This is a genomic window from Lactiplantibacillus paraplantarum, from assembly GCF_003641145.1.
Lineage (GTDB): Bacteria > Bacillota > Bacilli > Lactobacillales > Lactobacillaceae > Lactiplantibacillus > Lactiplantibacillus paraplantarum.
In genome coordinates, this window is sequence record NZ_CP032744.1 from 906,077 (window position 1) to 925,148 (window position 19,072).

At 45.4% G+C, this 19,072-nt stretch carries 15 protein-coding genes; 13 read left to right on the forward strand and 2 right to left on the reverse strand.

What is annotated here, in order from left to right; translation table 11 throughout:
- Nucleotides 1-97 precede the first annotated feature (97 nt).
- The 9 genes from LP667_RS04365 (at nt 98) to LP667_RS04410 (ending at nt 11,030) form a co-directional block, all read left to right on the forward strand.
- Complete coding sequence (locus tag LP667_RS04365; protein ID WP_021732479.1) at nt 98-1,258, forward strand: NAD(P)-dependent malic enzyme; 1,161 nt, start codon at nt 98-100, stop codon at nt 1,256-1,258.
- A gap of 17 nt (nt 1,259-1,275) precedes the next feature.
- Nucleotides 1,276-2,331, forward strand: coding sequence for a [citrate (pro-3S)-lyase] ligase (citC, locus tag LP667_RS04370; protein ID WP_021732480.1), 1,056 nt, complete (start codon nt 1,276-1,278; stop codon nt 2,329-2,331).
- Entirely contained in the window at nt 2,321-2,611 is a 291-nt protein-coding gene (gene citD, locus LP667_RS04375; RefSeq protein WP_003641303.1) for a citrate lyase acyl carrier protein, read from the forward strand. The genes citC and citD overlap by 11 nt, the downstream gene beginning before the upstream one ends.
- On the forward strand, nt 2,611-3,525 hold the full coding sequence (gene citE, locus LP667_RS04380) for a citrate (pro-3S)-lyase subunit beta (RefSeq protein WP_021732481.1): 915 nt from the start codon (nt 2,611-2,613) through the stop codon (nt 3,523-3,525). The genes citD and citE overlap by 1 nt, the downstream gene beginning before the upstream one ends.
- Complete coding sequence (gene citF / locus LP667_RS04385; protein ID WP_056988542.1) at nt 3,515-5,053, forward strand: citrate lyase subunit alpha; 1,539 nt, start codon at nt 3,515-3,517, stop codon at nt 5,051-5,053. Before citE ends, citF begins: the two co-directional genes overlap by 11 nt.
- A 1,418-nt stretch (nt 5,054-6,471) precedes the next feature.
- Nucleotides 6,472-7,854 carry a class II fumarate hydratase gene (locus LP667_RS04395; protein ID WP_021732484.1) on the forward strand — a complete coding sequence of 461 codons (1,383 nt, stop codon included), beginning with the start codon at nt 6,472-6,474 and terminating at the stop codon, nt 7,852-7,854.
- Between the two features lie 201 nt (nt 7,855-8,055).
- Nucleotides 8,056-9,444: a flavocytochrome c gene (locus tag LP667_RS04400; RefSeq protein ID WP_021732485.1), complete on the forward strand. Its 1,389-nt coding sequence runs from the start codon at nt 8,056-8,058 to the stop codon at nt 9,442-9,444.
- A 171-nt stretch (nt 9,445-9,615) separates the two neighbouring features.
- Complete coding sequence (citX, locus tag LP667_RS04405; protein WP_033609637.1) at nt 9,616-10,152, forward strand: citrate lyase holo-[acyl-carrier protein] synthase; 537 nt, start codon at nt 9,616-9,618, stop codon at nt 10,150-10,152.
- The gene (locus LP667_RS04410; RefSeq protein ID WP_021732487.1) at nt 10,149-11,030 is read left to right on the forward strand and encodes a LysR family transcriptional regulator; all 882 of its coding nucleotides are present in this window, start codon (nt 10,149-10,151) and stop codon (nt 11,028-11,030) included. Before citX ends, LP667_RS04410 begins: the two co-directional genes overlap by 4 nt.
- Before the next feature lie 1,261 nt (nt 11,031-12,291).
- Here LP667_RS04410 and LP667_RS04425 read toward each other — a convergent pair.
- Nucleotides 12,292-13,194, reverse strand: a complete 903-nt coding sequence (locus tag LP667_RS04425; RefSeq protein WP_021730682.1) for a LysR family transcriptional regulator — start codon at nt 13,192-13,194, stop codon at nt 12,292-12,294.
- 174 nt (nt 13,195-13,368) lie between these two features.
- Between LP667_RS04425 and LP667_RS04430 the strand changes: the two genes are divergently transcribed.
- The 4 genes from LP667_RS04430 (at nt 13,369) to LP667_RS04445 (ending at nt 18,767) form a co-directional block, all read left to right on the forward strand.
- Nucleotides 13,369-15,012: a malolactic enzyme gene (locus LP667_RS04430; RefSeq protein ID WP_021730681.1), complete on the forward strand. Its 1,644-nt coding sequence runs from the start codon at nt 13,369-13,371 to the stop codon at nt 15,010-15,012.
- 41 nt (nt 15,013-15,053) lie between these two features.
- A complete protein-coding gene (locus tag LP667_RS04435; protein ID WP_021730680.1) occupies nt 15,054-16,025 on the forward strand; it encodes an AEC family transporter in 972 nt (323 codons plus the stop codon).
- Between the two features lie 519 nt (nt 16,026-16,544).
- Nucleotides 16,545-17,972, forward strand: coding sequence for an amino acid permease (locus tag LP667_RS04440; protein ID WP_021730679.1), 1,428 nt, complete (start codon nt 16,545-16,547; stop codon nt 17,970-17,972).
- Between the two features lie 213 nt (nt 17,973-18,185).
- On the forward strand, nt 18,186-18,767 hold the full coding sequence (locus tag LP667_RS04445; RefSeq protein WP_021730678.1) for an ECF transporter S component: 582 nt from the start codon (nt 18,186-18,188) through the stop codon (nt 18,765-18,767).
- 107 nt (nt 18,768-18,874) lie between these two features.
- Here LP667_RS04445 and LP667_RS04450 read toward each other — a convergent pair whose 3' ends face one another.
- Nucleotides 18,875-19,051, reverse strand: a complete 177-nt coding sequence (locus LP667_RS04450) for a hypothetical protein (protein ID WP_021730677.1) — start codon at nt 19,049-19,051, stop codon at nt 18,875-18,877.
- Between the last annotated feature and the right edge of the window lie 21 nt (nt 19,052-19,072).

The window sequence follows — 19,072 nt, forward strand, 5'->3', positions numbered from 1 at the left end:
AAAAAATATAATCATAATTTGATATTTTTCAAAAACGGTCGTACACTGAGAGTAACAAAGTGAACGGTATTATTTTGAGAAGAGAAGGCAGATATTGATGGTAGAACAAGATGAGATTTTAAAGTTACACGCCGCCCATACGGGGGTTTTGGATATTCACTCGGACTTAGCAGTGACCGACAAGGCTGAACTCGGCAAGGCCTATACGCCCGGTGTGGCCGTAATTTCCAAGTTGATCGCCGCCCACCCTGAATTAAAGGCGAAGTATACGATGAGTGGCAAACTAGTGGCCCTTATCACTGATGGCTCCGCAGTGTTAGGCCTTGGTAATATTGGCCCAGCCGGTGGATTACCGGTAGTTGAAGGCAAAGCCTTGCTATACAAGAATCTAGCTGGTATTAATGCGATTCCACTGGCACTAAATCAGGTTAGCGTACCAGCGATGGTGGCGACGATTAAAAATATGTCCTTGTCATTTGCGGGCATCCATCTGGAAGACATCACAGCGCCCAAATGTTTTGAGCTTGAGGCAGCTTTAAAAGCTGAGCTAGATATTCCAGTCTATCATGATGATCAGGAAGGCACCGCAATCGTCGTTTTGGCTGGCCTGATCAATGCCGCGCACGTGGTCGGTAAGACATTGCAGCAGATGCGAATCGTGGTTAATGGCGTCGGCGCGTCCGGGTTGGCAACGGCCCGGTTGTTAGCCGCAGTTGGCGTCAAACAACTGACTTTAGTTGACGTGTATGGGGTGGTGACGGCGGATGATCAACGGTATAACCGCTATCAACGCGACCTCGCCAAACAGTTAGGAACGCCGGCACAACTTAAGGGCCGGCCACTAGCTAAGGTGATGGCTGACCAGGATGTGTTCATTGGGTTGTCCGATGCCAACGTCTTATCAGCGGGAGCGGTTCACTTGATGAATCACGATCCCATCGTGTTTGCCCTTGCCAATCCAGTCCCTGAAATTGCGCCAGCCGTAGCTGAAAAAGCCGGGGCGGCCGTGATTGCCACCGGTTCTAGTCAATATCCGAACCAAGTGAATAATATCTTAGCCTTTCCGGGACTATTCAAAGGGTTGCTAGCCAATGGGGTCAAACAAGTGGATGACGCGCTTCAAGTCCAAGTTGCCCAAGCGCTGGCGAAGACGGTGACTAATCCGACTGCTACAATGATCGTTCCAAGTGTCTTTGACGAACAAGTCGTTCCTAACGTCACAGCTGCAGTTGCAGCGTACGCGCAAGCACAGCATTAATCATAGGAGGTCCGCTGATGGCAGCACAAGTTGTTGAAATGCAGTTAAATAATCCGCACGAGCACGCCCAGTGGCAACAGTTTCTGACGTCGCTGGGAATTACCAATTTTAGTGCTCAGGAGGTTGAGCAGATTGACGTCACCCTGGGTTTGATTGAAGATGATCAACTTGTCGGGACGGGCTCACTTGCGGGCAACGTGCTCAAATATGTTGGTGTTTGTCACAAGAATAGCCAGCCGGGAGCCCGCTTCAACCAAATCGTGAGTGCGCTAGTCAATCGGCTGTTTCAAGAACAGATCTTTCATATGATGGTATTTACAAAAGCCAAGTATTCGTTGAGCTTTCAGCACGTGGGCTTCAAAGAGTTAGCACATTCGGATGAGGCGGCAGTTTTAGAAAATGGGGCACCGGACATAACGGATTTTGTCAGGCAGTTGCCGACGATTACGAATCAGGCCCAGCGGCAGGTGAGTGCAATCGTGATGAATGCCAATCCGTTTACTCGGGGGCATCGTTACTTAGTCGAACAAGCGGCGGCCGTCAGTGATTTAGTTTACGTCTTCGTGGTTGCTACCGATGCCAGCCTGTTTCACACAGCCGAGCGTGTTGAACTTGTTCGACAGGGCACGGCCGACTTAGCCAATGTTCAGGTCGTCAGTGGTGGTGATTATCTCGTGAGTGCGGCGACTTTTCCGGCTTACTTCTTAGACTCCGCGGCTAGCGCGATCGAAGCACAGACGACTTTGGATGCGCGGATCTTCAAAAATCAGCTGGCGCCCGCCTTAAATATCTCGACGCGGTTTGTTGGCAGTGAACCGACATCCAGAACGACCGCGATTTATAATCAGGTCTTGCAGCGTGAATTACCACCGACAGTGGCCGTGCAAGTCGTACCGCGGACAACGGTCGCTAATCAGCCAATCTCGGCGCGAACCGTACGACAACAGATTCAAAGTGGTCATTTAACTAAGTTAAACCAACTAGTACCGCCAACAACGGTCCAGTTTATAAAAGAGCATTTAACAACATTACAAACGCGAATTCAGGAAGGAATGAAAATTGATGGAAATTAAGACAACGGCAGTCGCCGGAACCTTGGAATCATCTGATATTCAAATCATGTTAATGGCGGGAGATAACGGCATTCAAATCGATCTTGAATCGGATGTGATCAAACAATTCGGCGCACAAATCAAACACGTCATTACGACCACGCTACAGCAATTAAATATCGATAACGTCAAGGTTCGTGCTGTCGATAAAGGGGCGCTGGACTGTGTCATTAAAGCGCGGACCATTACGGCAGCCCAGCGAGCATTAGAAACCACGACACCAGCATGGGAGGTATTATAATGGCTGAAAAAGAAGAACGATTACGGCGAACCATGATGTTTGTGCCCGGCAACAATCCGGCCATGGTCAAGGATGCTGGGATTTATGGCGCTGACTCGATTATGTTTGACTTGGAAGATGCGGTCTCGATGGCTGAAAAGGATGCGGCCCGGGTACTAGTTTACGAAGCGCTGAAAACCCAAGATTATGGCAACGCTGAATTGGTCGTCCGGATCAATGGTCTGGATACGACGTACTATGCTGACGATGTTAAGGCGATGGTCAAGGCAGGGATTGATGTTATTCGTTTGCCGAAAGTCGAATCTGCTGACATGATTCAAACGTTAGAAAAAGATGTTGTGGCTGCGGAAACTGAATTTGGAATCCCAGTTGGGACAACTCATCTGATGGCAGCGATTGAAAGTGCTAAGGGTGTCTTGAATGCCCCGGCGATTGCAGCCGCTTCAAACCGCATGATTGGGGTCGCCTTGTCGGCTGAAGATTATACGACGGATATGAAGACGCACCGGTATCCCGATGGCGCCGAGCTTGAGTTTGCTCGTAACATGGTACTGCATGCGGCTCGGGCGGCCGGCATCGCTGCCTTCGATACGGTCTTCACTAATATGGCTGATCCAGACGGTTTCTACCGCGAAACCCGGCATATTCATCAATTAGGATTTGACGGTAAGTCATTGGTCAACCCACGGCAGATTGCGATGGTCAACTCGGTCTATGAACCGACCAAGGACGAAGTTATTAAGGCCCAAAAAGTCATTGCCGCGATTGAAGAAGCCCGGATTAAAGGTTCTGGCGTTATCTCCATGAACGGTCAAATGGTTGACCGGCCAGTTGTCTTACGGGCTCAACGTGTGATGAGCTTAGCCAAAGTTTCCAACTTACTTGATGAGGAGGGCAATTACATTGAAAAATAGTGTAGACCGCGAATTACCAGCGGAATTAATGTCAAAGTTAAATTACCAAGGTTTTGAATCGACCGAAATCGGCCATCCAGAGATTCAACGGGTGGCACCCACAGTGCACGTTTCAACGGGGGACGACAAGGTCGTTGATTCCGTTGCCGACGTGGTCAAGTCGACCGTCAAGGATGGGATGACGATCTCATTTCACCATCATTTTCGTAATGGCGACTTTGTCTTTAATCAAGTGATGCGGGCCATCATTGATGCCGGCATTAAAGACTTAACGTTGGCACCATCTTCCTTAACCGGCGTGATGAATGACATGGTGATTGAAGCCATCAAGGCTGGTACGATTACGAACATTACTAGTTCTGGGATGCGTGGTTCCCTGGGCGATTTCGTTTCACACGGCGGCTTAAATAATCCCGTGATCTTCCGTTCTCACGGTAATCGGGCCCGGTCCATTGAACATGGTGATATTAAAATCGACGTGGCCTTTCTAGGGGTACCGAATGCTGACCGGTTAGGAAATGCGAATGGGATGGCCGGTAAAGCGGTCTTTGGTTCCTTAGGTTATGCTCTTATGGATGCGCAATATGCCAATCAAGTGGTCTTATTGACCGATAATATCGTGGCTTACCCGAATACGCCAGCGTCAATCAAACAAACGCAAGTTGATTACGTCGTCCAAGTCGACCAAGTTGGTGATCCTGACAAGATTGGGTCGGGTGCGACACGCTTCACCAAGGACCCGAAGGAATTGAAGATTGCCCAAACCGTCAATGATGTGATCGTGAACTCACCATACTTTAAAAACGGCTTCTCATTCCAGACCGGTTCCGGTGGTGCCGCATTGGCCGTGACCCGTTACTTGCGGCAAGCCATGCTCGATAATCAAATCAAAGCATCGTTTGCCCTTGGTGGGATTACGAAACCAACGACTGATTTACTCGAAGAAGGCTTAGTCGACAAAGTCATGGATGTTCAAGACTTCGACAAAGGTGCGGCCGCTTCGATGCACGCCAATCCTAATCAACAAGAAATTGACGCCTCATGGTACGCTGACCCTGATAACAAGGGGGCGATGGTTGATCAATTGGATGTTGCCATTCTGAGTGCGTTGGAAATTGATACGCACTTCAACGTTAACGTCATGTCCGGTTCGGATGGCGTGATCCGTGGTGCCATTGGTGGTCACCAAGATGCGGCGACGGCCAAACTGACCATTATTTCCGCACCGCTTGTTCGGGGCCGGTTAGCCACGATTGTTCCTGATGTAACGACAATCGTCACACCCGGTGATTCGATTGATGTTGTGGTGACAGAATACGGGATTGCCATCAATCCGCGGCGCCAAGACTTAGTTAAAGCACTAAGCCATGTCCCAGGTGTGCCCGTTTATACGATTGAAGAATTACAACAGTTGGCCGAAAAGAAAGTCGGCCAACCGCAACCACTTGAATTTACTGATCGGACCGTTGCCTTGATCGAATACCGTGATGGTACGATTATTGATACAATTAAAGCAGTTAAGGACTAAAAGATATTGATTACAAAAATGACCTTGCTTGGCAAATTTTGCTAGCTAGGTCATTTTTATTTGGCAATTCGGTAAGTAAAACGCAAGGTAGTCACAAAATAGAACAATCATACAATATGAGATGGCTTGTTAATTAGTGTGAATCATGATAAAAACGTGCCGATTGATTAAAGTCAAAACCAACCAGCTTAAGCCCGCTGGGAAAAGTTTAAACTAGTGTAAACCTGCTTGATTTGCGCGCCCTACGCCGACTTCCAGGCATTTCTGCCAATTGCTGGAACGTGGTGGGCACAGATTTGAGCCGAAGCCCACGTCTCAAATACTGGCCTTCCACTAACCAAGCAAAGAACGCTTGCTAAGTGGAATTTCACCACTGAGCATTGTCAGAAACGCCTTCCAGCCGGGACAGTGTTCGAATGACAGATATGGATGTACCCAATTTTTGATGGATTGATCGTTATTCTTCTCAACCGATAATCTTGTTATTTGTCTGTGAGACTAGAAATGCAATTATGCCAGCTCAACTATGTCAAAATTGCGATGCTTAGTATTGGAATGGCTAAAATGATCGACGTCAACTCAACGTTTAATTGAAGCTCCAGTTTCAAAATAACCAACAACCAATTGTACCAAGTTAAGTGGCCGTTCATCCGCCATACGAACGGCTTACCCGAAACGTGTTCGGTGCCACTAAAGCCTGTGCTTGCTACACCAATGGACTAATGCCAAACCACATTAATCCGTTGGTTAGGCACAACCCGTGGTCCCTCACAGGCTTGAGACTGGAGGGGCTGGGTGACAATGCTCAGTAGCCAAATTATTCTTAGCTGGAAGTGGGGTGCTTCCGGCTTAGAATAAGACTCGTATTTGAGATGACGCGGGTTGGGCGTTAGCTCAAATCGACGTCGGCTTACGTTCCAGCAATTGGCACCCGGCCCCGGAGGTCGGAATAGGACGCGCATATACTGACGCATAGTAATCCAACTAATGGGCATGTTTTAACCATGATTAATGACAGCTTAATTAGTTTGGTGAATCAAGTAAGTTGATTAAGAAACACGTGTTCAGTTATACGCTAAAAAATATCAAAGCATTGGGGTGAATGAAGGATGGATAAACAGCCAAATTTTAACTTGTTTGTCGATAAATAGTGGTCGTAATCAGCTGTAATCGAATAGAATTTATAACTAAGAATAAATCACACCATGTGAAAAAATAAACATTTTTATCCAAAGGCTGTAATTTTCTTTTTTAGTACGCTTAAGCGCCGATATATCAACCTCATAATTAATACTTATAGCTAAAATACAGTTTGACTATAGCGGTATTTGGACGGTAAACTTAGTTTATAAACTAAATGTTATTTTTTTCACACACTTAGTAAGCGCTTACCAACACATTAATTGGAGGTTATCAACATGACAGAATATCGAGTTGAATCAGATACTTTAGGCGAAGTTAAAATTCCTGCGAACGCACTATGGGGTGCCCAGACGGAACGGAGTCGCCATAACTTCCCAACTGGTACGAAGATGCCGTTGGAAATGATTCGGGCACTACTTCAAATCAAGCGGGCCGCCGCAATTGCGAATAAGGAAGTTGAAGCAATGACTGCCGAAAAAGCTGATTTAATCGTGGCTGCCATTGATAAGTTATTAGCGCTCGACGATGAAGATTTGCGTAAGGACTTTCCACTGGTTGTTTACCAAACTGGTTCAGGGACGCAAACAAATATGAATGTTAACGAAGTGGTCGCGCATATGGCTGGCAAGATCAACCCAGATATTGAAATCTTACCAAACGATGATGTGAACCATGGTCAAAGTTCTAACGATATTTTTCCAACCGCAATGAACATTACGGCCGCGGTTGCCGTGGATAAGTTGATTTCTGCTGCAGAACACTTGTTAGCAGAACTGAAAATTAAGCAAAAGAAGTACTGGCGGGTAGTAAAGATCGGTCGGACTCACCTTCAAGATGCCACGCCACTAACTTTTGGTCAAGAAGTGAGTGGTTGGGCCAGTGCGATTGAACATGATATTGCTTACTTGAAGCAATTGAATCCAACTTTAGGCGAACTCGCAATGGGTGGGACCGCTGTTGGGACTGGTCTAAACGCTGCCCCTCATTTTGCTGAAAATATTGCCGCTGCCATGAGTAAACTGTACGGCATTGAATTTACGGCTGATTCCAACAAATTCTATGGTTTAGCTCATCATTCTGGTTTGAACGTGGTCCACGGTGCCATCAAGACGTTGGCGGCTGATTTAATGAAGATTGCCAATGACGTACGATTCTTGGCAAGTGGTCCACGGGCCGGTTATGACGAATTAAACATTCCAGCTAACGAACCCGGCTCATCAATCATGCCTGGGAAAGTTAACCCAACCCAAGCTGAAGCTATCACGATGGCGGCTGTGCGGGTCATGGGAAATGACGTGGTCGTCGATTTAGCTTCTAGTCAAGGTAACTTTGAAATGAACGTCTACAAGACGGTCTTGATTGATGCCTTCTTAGAATCCGCTGAATTGTTAGCCGGAACGATTACCGGCTTCACTGACCGGATGATTGCTGGTTTGACCGTTAACCAAGATCGGATGGCAGAATTAGTCGACAGTTCTTTGATGACTGTTACGGCATTGTCACCACATATCGGTTACCATGATAGTGCGATGATTGCCCAAGCCGCTGAAAAAGCCGGAACAACTTTACGTGAAGCAGCGATCAAGTCGGGGAAAGTCACGGCGGAACAATTCGATGAATGGATGGTTCCAATTGATATGACGAATATTGATGATTAAGGTAAAATAAGCAGAGGTCAAGCGTCGGTTAGCTGACGTATCTTAACGTGGCACGGGCCGTTATTCCTAGATTTGGAATGATGGCCCGTGTCGAGTTAACCGCAGTAATCTGCTTGTTAATTGTTGGGCTAATAAAAATGGGGCCTTGAGCGTTAGGTTCATTTGCTAGCCCGGACGAATTGAGAGGAGTAGTGGTATTCAATGGCTGATAAATTTACATTTACACCAACCGCATTAGCGGATTTAAAACCAAACTATGACGTGATTATTATTGGATCAGGTGGTGCTGGCCTAACAGCTGCCATTCAAGCACATGAATTGGGATTGAAACCCGTTATTCTAGAAAAAATGCCTAAGATTGGTGGGAACACTACCCGGGCTTCATCAGGAATGAATGCGGCTGAAACCAACGTGCAACTGCATCACCACATTGTTGATAGTTTTGGTGATTTCTACGGCGAAACCCTTAAAGGTGGCGGCGGAATGAATAATCAAGCCCTATTGAAGTTCTTCACAGAACACAGTGCATTAGCAATTGACTGGTTAGCGGATCACGGCATCAAGTTAGACGATTTGACAATTACGGGTGGCATGAGCGTGATGCGAACCCATCGCCCAAGCTCAATGGCACCAATTGGTGGTTTCTTAGTTACCGAATTATTAAAACAGGTGGCGGCTGCCCAATTGCCATTGTTCACAGACATTAAGGTTGATGAACTGATCGTCGACGCTGACAAAATCAGTGGCGTGAAGGCAACGACTGCTGATGGTGCTGTCACGATTACGGCTGGCGCTGTGTTGCTAGCAACTGGGGGCTTTGGTGCGAACAAGGCGTTACTCGGTAAGTATCGTGATGATCTCAAAAATTATCAGACGACTAATCAGCCGGGTGCGACTGGTGACGGCATCTTGTTAGCGGAAGCCGTTGGTGCGAAAGTTGTTGATATGGACCAAGTCCAAGTTCATCCAACGGTTCAACAAGATACCGACCACGCATACTTGATTGGCGAGGCTGTCCGGGGTGAGGGCGCCATTTTAGTCAACCAACAGGGTGCACGTTTTGTCAATGAGTTGGATACCCGTAAAAATGTGACGGCTGCCATTGATCAATTAGGCGGCACCGGGGCCTACCTGATTTTTGATCGGGGCATTCGTGACCGCGTCAAAGCGGTTGAGTTCTATGACCACATTGGGCTAGTGAAGACTGGGGCCGATTTGACCACTTTAGCAACTGAGACTGGATTAGATGGGGCGACGCTCGAACAGACCGTTACTGACTGGAATCAAGCAGTTGCCAGTCACGACGATGCGGCCTTTGACCGGACAACTGGGATGGATCGTGATATTGCAACGGGACCATTCTATTCGATTCATATTGCACCGGCCGTTCACTATACAATGGGTGGCATTGCCATTAATCCGGCGACTCAAGTCTTAAATCAGCAGGAACAGCCAATTGCTGGTTTGTTTGCGGCTGGTGAAGTCGTTGGCGGTTTACACGGTAATAACCGTATTGGTGGTAACTCGATTGCTGAGACGGTGATCTTCGGGCGGCAAGCTGGCCAACAAATGTTTAAGTATTTGCAATAAGATTCGTTTAGATACTCGAACCGAGATTAATCGGCCCCGTCATCGATATTGGTGACGGGGCCGATTTTTATGAGTTATAACGGGTTAAAGTGAGCATAATTGGTTTAAAAATCAGTGATTTTCAGTTAAGCTGAGAGTATAAGCATCTACTATAGGAAGAAAGTGACAGCGATGGCGACTATTTTTACAGCGGGGACGCCCCAAACGATTACGGATATGCTAGCGGCCCGGGATCAACGAGTGGCATACCAACAACAGTTGATGACGACTCATCCCCAGGCTACGATTGCGGCGATCAAATTGAATATTCCGGGACCAATTAAGAATAACGACGCACTGCGACGGCTGTTCTTAGCGGGGGTGCAGCGTTTTGAAGCTGAGCTACCGACATATACGGTGGCTGCTGACTGGAACCATCCGGCCGGTAATGAGCGTTTCCTAATCTTGACAACTGACTTTGCGACTAGTAAGCGGATGGCCGTGGCATTTGAAGAACAAGATCCGTTGGGGCGCTTGTATGATATAGACATCTTGCAGGCGGGCTCGCAGCGGGCACTATCACGGACTGATTTAGGACTACCGAAGCGGCGGTGCCTATTATGTCGCCGTGAAGCCAAGGATTGTGCACGTTCACGACGACACTCGGTAGCCGAACTCCAGCAAAAAATCATGACGATGTACGTCACGGAATTTGGTGATCGCGCATGAATACTCGGGATTTAGATTACTTTCGCGCGTTGGTCGATTGTCAGAATTACACGATGGTGGCGAAACAGTTTGCCGTTTCACAGCCCGCGGTAACGCAGGCGATTCATCGACTAGAAAAGGAATTTGCAGTTAAGTTGGTGATTCAAGACCGGCGTCATCAACAAACCAATATCACGCGGGCGGGACAGTTGCTGTATAAAAACGCACAACAAATTCAGGCTAGTTTAAAGCTGGCTCACCGAGAAATTAAAAGCGCCCAACAAGCTGAGATTCGTTTTGGCTTGCCGCCAATCATTGGTACCTTATATTTTCCACAAATTGCCGGTGAGTTATTACAAAATGGGTTACTCCAGCAGTTGAAAATAACTGAAACGGGATCGGACGAACTATTACGTAAATTAGTACATGGCGAAATCAACATCGCTTTATTGGGATCGTACTTACCGTTTGATTTACCCGCGGTGCATGCGGTTCGATTAGGCGCACGGCCATTTAGTATCATTGTGAGTCCCCAAAATAGTTTGGCAAAACAGACGGCGGTCAGTTTTAAAGATTTAGGGCGAGCCGAGTTTATCGGTTTGGATGGCAAGTTCGTACATCCCCAGGCATTTCAAGCATATTGTGATTTTGCTGGGGTCCATCCAGAAGTGATTTATCGCACACCGGATATTTCTTGGGTCAAGGCGTTGGTCAAAGCTAATTTAGGCATTAGTTTGTTAGTTCGCGATGTCGTAAAAGCGGACGATGGTGTCGTAAGTCTGGCCATTAACGATCAGTTACCGGTCAGTTTTAATATTTCAGTCGTCACGCGGGCCGGTTACTTACCGACAGCGGATGAGCAGCGCTTTATTGATCAGTTACTTAAAATGGAAATTTAAGGACCGTTGTGCCTAGTGGCTTGCAGCTCAAAGCAATCATTGGAACGTCGCCAATCTGTTGGTGTTCATACAGCTAGGTTGACTTTTGGACGGAATTAAACTGATACCTTTGAATTCAACAAGTTGCGTAAGGGCGACCATGACTAATGATGACTGAATGTTAGACTTAATAAGTATTTAACGCATTGGGTCTGTTAAGCGACTATGATTCATGGCCAATCATAATTATAATACTGATACGCGTTGTGCTAGTTATTTTGTCATGAATCATGATTAATACGTGCCAATTGGTTAAAGTCAAAGCCAACCAGCTTAGGCCCGCTGGAAATAAGTTCGAGTTAGTGTAGACCTGCCTGGTTGGTGCGTCCTAGACCGACTTCCAGGCATTTCTGCCAATTGCTGGAACGCGATGGACACAGATTTAAGCCGAAACCCACGTCTTAAATGCTGGTCTTCCACTAACCAAGCCAAGAACGCTTGCTAAGTGGAATTTCATCGCTGAGCATTGTCAGAAACGCCTTCCAGTCGGGACAGTATTCGAATGGCAGACATGGACGTACCCAACTTTTGATGAATTGATCATTATTTTTCTCAAACGATAATCTTGTCAGCAAACTGTCAGACTGATAATCCTATTTTGACAGTTCAACTATGCCTAAATCACCATATTAGTATTGGAGTAGCTAAAATGGACGATGATAACTTAACGTTTAATTGAAGTCCCAGTATCAAAATATTCAACGACCGATTGTACCAAGTTAAGTGGCTGTTCATCAGCCATTCGAGCGGCTTCCCGAAACGTGTTCGGTGCCACTGAAGCCTGTGCTTGCTACGCTAACGGACTAATGCCAAAACCGCATTAATCCGTTGGCTAGGCAATGCTCGGCTTCAACCCGTGGCCCCTCACACTCTTGAGACTGGAGGGGCTGGGTGACAATGCTCAGTAGCCAAATTATTCTTAGCTGGAAGTGATTTCCTTCCGGCTTAGAATAAGACTCGTATTTGAGATTGCGCAGTGGGGTGCTGCGTGAGCTCAAATCGACGTCGGCTACGTTCCAGCAATTGTCACCCAGCCTCGGAGGTCGGACTAGGACGCATCCGTGCTGATGAACAGCAATTCAGCCTAAATGGCACGTATTAATCATGATTAGTACTAAATTAAATAACTAGCACAAGGCGTATACTGATACTTAATTTAATAGCACCACCATCACAAATTATTTTGACTGTGATGGTGGTGCTATTCTTGTTTGCCAGTAACTCATTTTGACTGCTCGTCATGGGTGGCTAGCGTCTCATGCAAAATGGTAAGTAATTGCTGTTGTACTGGTGTCAAAATGTGGGTTGTCCGGTAGACGATGCTGGTAATGAATTCAGGTGGTTCGATGTCCATTAAGTCAAGCCGGACCACGTCAGTTCGATAATGATCGACGATTTTGGTGAAGAAGCCAATCCCGACATTTTCTCCGATTAACTTCATCAGGACGTGGGTGTCATTGGATCGGAAAACGATATTGGGGCGAAAATGATTTCGTCGGGTCAGTTTATTGAAAGCCGTGTTGTGAATGAAATTGCTATTAAAAAAAACGAATTTTTCACGGCGGAGCTCATTAAAGTAAACCCGCTTACGTTGTGCCAGGGGGTGTTGTTTAGAAACATAGATACAAAAGGGTTGGCGGTCAAATTCTTCGGCAATCAAGGTCTGATAAGCGAGGGGCTCTACCGATCCGAGGAGGGTCATGTCAACGCGGCCATCCCGGACCGCATTACGCAACCAGATGGAACCACCCTCAACAGTTTCAAGACCAGCAAGGAGATCTTCAGCGGCTAACCGGGCACCAATCTTAGGAAAATAGTGATTTTCAATAATCGGTGGTAAGCCTAAAATTAAACGATTTTGTGATAAATTGTCAATTTCTTGATGAGCCAACCGTAATTCATGCAATACGATTTTGGCATGTTCGGCGAGTTGAGCACCACTATCAGTGACGTGCAAGGTGTTCTGGACCCGGTCACGAATGACTAACGGGGCGCCAAATTCAGCCTCTAGTCGTTTGATTGCAGTCGTGATGGTCGGCTGGCTGACACCGAACGTTTTCGCAACTTTTGAAAAGTTTTTTTGAGAAATTAATTCATCAAAATAAGCCAAGTCTTTTGTGTTCATTTTTATTCCTTTCTATATCAGCTTTTGTGGCGACCTTATTTAATATATTTATATCATAGCATAGTTTTGACTATAACATTTTACGGGCGTTACAGTATTATTTGTAAATTGATAGGACGTTTTTCCTAGCAATGAAAATTGATGAAAATGTAAATTAATTAGGAGGCCGCAGTAATGACAAAAACTGCAAGTGAAATTTTAAATAACCCATTCTTAAATAAAGGGACTGCCTTTACCAAAGAAGAACGCCAAGCACTTGGCTTGACTGGAACGTTACCAAGTAAGGTACAAACGATTGATGAACAAGCGACGCAAGCTTATGCCCAATTCAAGAGCAAACCAAGTCGTTTGGAACAACGGATTTTCTTGATGAATCTCTTTAACGAAAACCGGACGCTATTCTTCCATTTGATGGATGAACACGTGGTTGAATTTATGCCAATCGTTTATGATCCCGTCGTTGCTGATTCTATTGAACAATATAATGAATTGTTCTTGGACCCACAAAATGCGGCCTTTGTTTCCGTAGATGCACCTGAAGATATTGAAGCAACTTTGAAGAATGCAGCGGATGGCCGTGATATCCGGTTAGTCGTTGTTACGGATGCTGAAGGGATTCTTGGTATGGGTGACTGGGGTGTTAACGGGGTTGATATCGCCATTGGTAAGTTGATGGTTTACACCGCCGCTGCTGGTATCGATCCATCACAAGTACTTCCAGTTAGCATCGATGCTGGGACGAATAACCAGAAATTGTTAGACGATCCTTTATACCTCGGTAACCGGCACAAGCGTGTTTCTGGCGAACAATACTATGATGTGATCGACAAGTTCGTTGCTGCTGAACAACAATTATTCCCAGATTCATTGTTACACTTTGAAGATTTCGGTCGCGACAATGCGCAAGTAATCTTGGACAAGTACAAAGATCAAATCGCAACCTTTAACGATGATATCCAAGGAACTGGGATGGTTGTATTAGCTGGTATCTTAGGCGCATTGAACATTTCAAAGGAAAGCATCAAGGATCAAAAAATCTTATCATTTGGTGCCGGAACGGCCGGCATGGGAATTGCCAACCAAATCTTGGATGAATTGATGCAAGCTGGTTTAACAGAAGCAGAAGCAAAACAACACTTCTACGCTGTTGACAAGCAAGGTTTACTATTTGACGACACGGAAGGCTTAACCCCAGCCCAAAAAGCCTTCACGCGCAAACGGAGTGAATTTAGCAACGCTGACGAATTAACCAATTTGGAAGCCGTCGTTAAAGCCGTGCACCCAACTGTCATGATTGGGACGTCGACGCAACCAGGAACCTTTACTGAAAGTATCATTAAAGAAATGGCAGCTCACACGGACCGGCCAATTATTTTCCCACTTTCTAACCCAACCAAGTTAGCGGAAGCTAAGGCAGAAGATTTGATCAAATGGACCGATGGCCGGGCCTTAGTTGCTACTGGGATTCCAGCTGATGATGTTGAATACAAAGGTGTCACTTACCAAATCGGTCAAGGAAACAACGCCTTGATGTACCCTGGTTTAGGCTTTGGTTTGATTGCTTCAACAGCCAAGGTACTGAACAGTGAAACGTTATCGGCCGCTTGCCATGCATTAGGTGGCATTGTTGACACGTCGAAGCCGGGTGCCGCAGTCTTGCCACCCGTTGCGAAGATTACTGAATTTTCACAAACATTAGCTGAAGTCGTGGCACAAAGTGTTATCGATCAGAAGCTCAACAAAGAACCAATTGCAGATGCTAAACAAGCGGTTGCTGATATGAAGTGGGTCCCAGAATACCGGGCCATCAGCAAATAGTGTCGGCAAAATAAGAGAATTGTAAGAGGGTATAAGCGCACATGGGAGTTTTATGGAATTCAATTCAAAGCGTCTTAGTTGTCGTTTTGATCATGATATTAGGGTTCGTTTTACGACGGGCCGGTTGGTTTGATGATAAGTTTGCAGGGACGATTTCTAAATTTATTAAGAATATCGCCTTGCCAGCATCGATTTTTGTGTCAGTACTGAGTCGATTGACGCGGGGGCAGTTAGGATCGTTTGCGGGTTACTTAGCCTATGCGTTTCTGGCAGTTATTATCGGTTACTTGATTGCCTTTGCATTAGTTAAAATCATGCGGGTTCGTCCAGGCCGTAAAGGGATTTTCATTAATGCGGTCGTTAACGCCAACACGATCTTCATCGGGTTACCTTTGAACATTGCGTTGTTTGGTGAAAAGAGTATGACGTACTTCCTAGTTTACTATATCGTCAACACTGTTTCGACGTGGGCATTCGGGGTCTTCTTAATCTCGAACGATGACCCAACGAAATCCAAGGAAAAGACGCATAATAAGATTGACTGGAAGAAAGTTATTCCAATGCCATTAGTCGGTTTCTTAGTAGCGTTAATTTTCTTACTGTTGAATATTCCGATTATGAAGGTTTCCTTCGTTAGTTCGACGTTAACCTACGTTGGTAACTTGGTCACACCACTTTCATTGATTTATATTGGTATCGTGTTAGCTGATGCTGGTCTGAAGAGTATTCGGTTCGACCGTGATACGATTGTTGCTTTAATTGGTCGTTTCATCTTGTCACCAATCATCATGATCCTTGTCTTGATGGTTGCTGGTAACTTGGGCGCCAGCTTCCCAACACTAGCATCGCAAACGTTGATCGTTCAATCAGCGACGCCAATGTTGGCCGTCTTACCAATTTTGGCTAATGAGGCGCATGGTGATGTGGAATACGCAACGAATATCGTGACAACGAGTACCGTGTTGTTCATCGTGGTTGTTCCAATCTTAATGACGTTAATTCAATATATCTAAAAACTTGTTAGAAGCATTCCGATTGAGAGAGACGGAATGCTTCTTTTTTTGACCACAAGTCATAAGTAAAACTAGTACAAGCGGGTAACCTAACTAGTTATGATTAAGATAAACGATGATTAAAACGGGCCAGTTAGCTAGATTGCAAGGTGTCAGTATATGCACGTCCTAGCCCGCTCCCTAAAGCTTTGGGTCTAAGCTGGTTACTTTTGATCTTAAGGACTAGCATATTTTTGATCATAAGATTTTGCCAGATCAACTAGCCAATGTGAACACGGTGTATTAGCGACATGCTTGATTATTGATCGTGGCTCTAATAACAATGTGGTTAAATTAAAATTAGTGAATCTTATGAACTGTTAATAAATTTGTTTAAAATAACCAACGATGTAAAACGTTATCCTGCAACGATTCGGTTAGGATTCAATTGAAATCAGTAGATTTACTTGACTAATCGCACAAAAATTAATAGAATTAACAACGTTGTATTATTAAGATTTTGATTAGGAGGCGTACCATATGAAAGCATCACAACGATTGTTGGTTAAGAAACCAGTCAATCCAGCTAGTTTTAATAAGGGTGGCCTCGCCAAGACGTTGAGTGCGTTTAGTTTAACGATGATGGGTGTCGGGGCGATCGTTGGTTCCGGGATCTTTATTACACCAGGAATTATTGCGGCCAAGTATGCCGGACCAGCAGCGATGCTCTCGTTTGTAATTGCTGCGATCGTTTGTTCATTGGCCGCATTATGTTACGCTGAATTTTCTTCGACTATCCCACTTGCAGGGAGCGCTTATACTTATGTTTATACGGTATTTGGCGAATTTCTGGCATGGATCTTAGGTTGGTCGCTAATCTCCGAGTATTTGTTTGCAGTCTCATCAGTAGCCGTTAGTTGGTCATCTTATTTTCAGAATTTAATGAGTGGCTTCGGGGTGAAGCTCCCCGCATTCTTGTCGGCTGCAGCGGGAACCGCTGGCACTAGTGGCGCTGGGTTCAACCTGATTGCCTTTGTGGTGGTCTTAGCAGTTTCACTATTACTAGTGGGTGGCCTGCAAGAGTCGACCCGCGTTAATTCAATCATGGTGATTATTAAGATTCTTGTCATTATGCTATTTATTGGTGTGGCGATTTTCTTTGTTAAACCAGCTAATTATCATCCGTTTATGCCCCATGGGGTTAATGGCCTAGTGAAGGGGGCATCGTTGGCTTTCTACGCGTACATTGGGTTTGACGCCGTATCGACAGCCTCAGAAGAAGTTAAGAATCCTAAACGTAATATGCCCATTGGGATTGTTGGCTCGTTGGTAGTGGCCTCGATTTTGTACGTGGCCATGGCGGCTGTCTTGGTCGGTGTCGTACATTATAGTAAGTTGAATGTTGGTGACCCAGTCGCTTACGCGTTAGCTGTTATTCATCAAAACTGGGCGGCGGGCATCGTTTCGCTCGGTGCCGTTGTCGGGATGACGACCGTCCTAATCGTGATGTTATATGGGGGAACGCGGTTGCTGTTTGCGATTAGTCGTGATGGTTTATTGCCAAAAGTGTTTCGGACGGTCAGTCCGCATACCAAAGTTCCGGTTAAAAGTACGTGGATCTTTGGAATAATTGCCAGTATTTTTGCAGCGGTGATTCCGTTAGACAAAATTGCCGAATTAGTTAATATTGGAACGCTATTTGCATTCGCTATGGTCTCGATTGGCGTTGTCTTCCTGCGCCGTCACGAAACGCTACAGCAAATTGATAGTTCGTTTAAAGTGCCATTTTATCCGGTACTGCCGATCGTCTCATTTCTGGCGTGTATTTATCTCATGTTGAATTTACAAGCGTTCACGTGGCACATGTTTGGTGTTTGGCTAGCGATTGGTATCGTAATTTACTTCGCTTATAGTTATCGCCATTCCCGAATTCGCGCCGGTCTGCGTAATAAAGAAGCAAAATCATAATTAATTGAACGTGCGCCCAAAGGTAGTCTGCTTGCAAGCAACCTTTGGGCGTACGTTTTGATAATTTTGATAGAAAAACCATGCTCGGATTCTTAAGTGAACTGAGCATGAATTAGTTTTGTTTCAGCCTTTTTTTGCCCCCACGTTTATCGTGGGGGTATGCTATAATTAAGCGCGTAATTTATAAGGTAAAGAGAATTGAGGTGGCTGATGATGCAAAGACGTTCAAACGCCTATCATATCAGTGTATTAGCAGTACTAATGGCAATTGTGATCATTCAAAATATTGTCCCATTTTTTGGCTATATTCCATTACCAGGATTGAGTATTACGACGATTCACGTGACGGTCATTATTGCGGCCGTTGTTTTAGGGCCACGAGATGGTGCTATTATTGGGGGAGCATGGGGGCTAATCGCATGGATTCGGGCATTTGTGGCGCCGACCAGTCCGTTAGCGCCAATTGTATTTACTAATCCGTTGATTTCAGTCATTCCACGGATTCTAGTTGGGTTAATTGCTGGTTGGATCTTTATTTGGTTTCAGAAGCGGCATCAAAAGGTGCTGGGGCTGACCTTGGCAGGCGTGGCAGGTGCGTTAGTTAACACGATTCTAGTCTTAGGCTTGATTGGATTATTGTATCGTCACCAAGCTGCTGGTTTTTATCAAGTTAATTTGAGTAAGCTAATGCCATATTTGTTAACCATCGTTGCCTCTAATGGGATTCCGGAAGCAATTTTGGCTGGAATCTTAACACCACTAATTGGGACACCGTTACTACGCTTTAAAAAATGATTGTTAGGACTCTCGTTAAGTTCAATGATTTGTGAGTTGAGCAATTTAAAAGATCAAACAGCCACCGCCGGAAATTGATATTTCTGGCGGTGGCTGTTTGATAACTGCTATTTAACAAGCTGAACTTTTTTCTGACTAATAATTACTTTGTTGTGATACTTATCAACGATGGCGGGATCAGGACTTGTAAAAGCAATTAGATACGAATTGGTGTAACTTTTCGTAATTGTTCCCGTATAAGTTTGACCTTCCAAGACGAATGTCACTTGTGTACCAATGTCCATGGTGATTCCTCTTTTCTCACA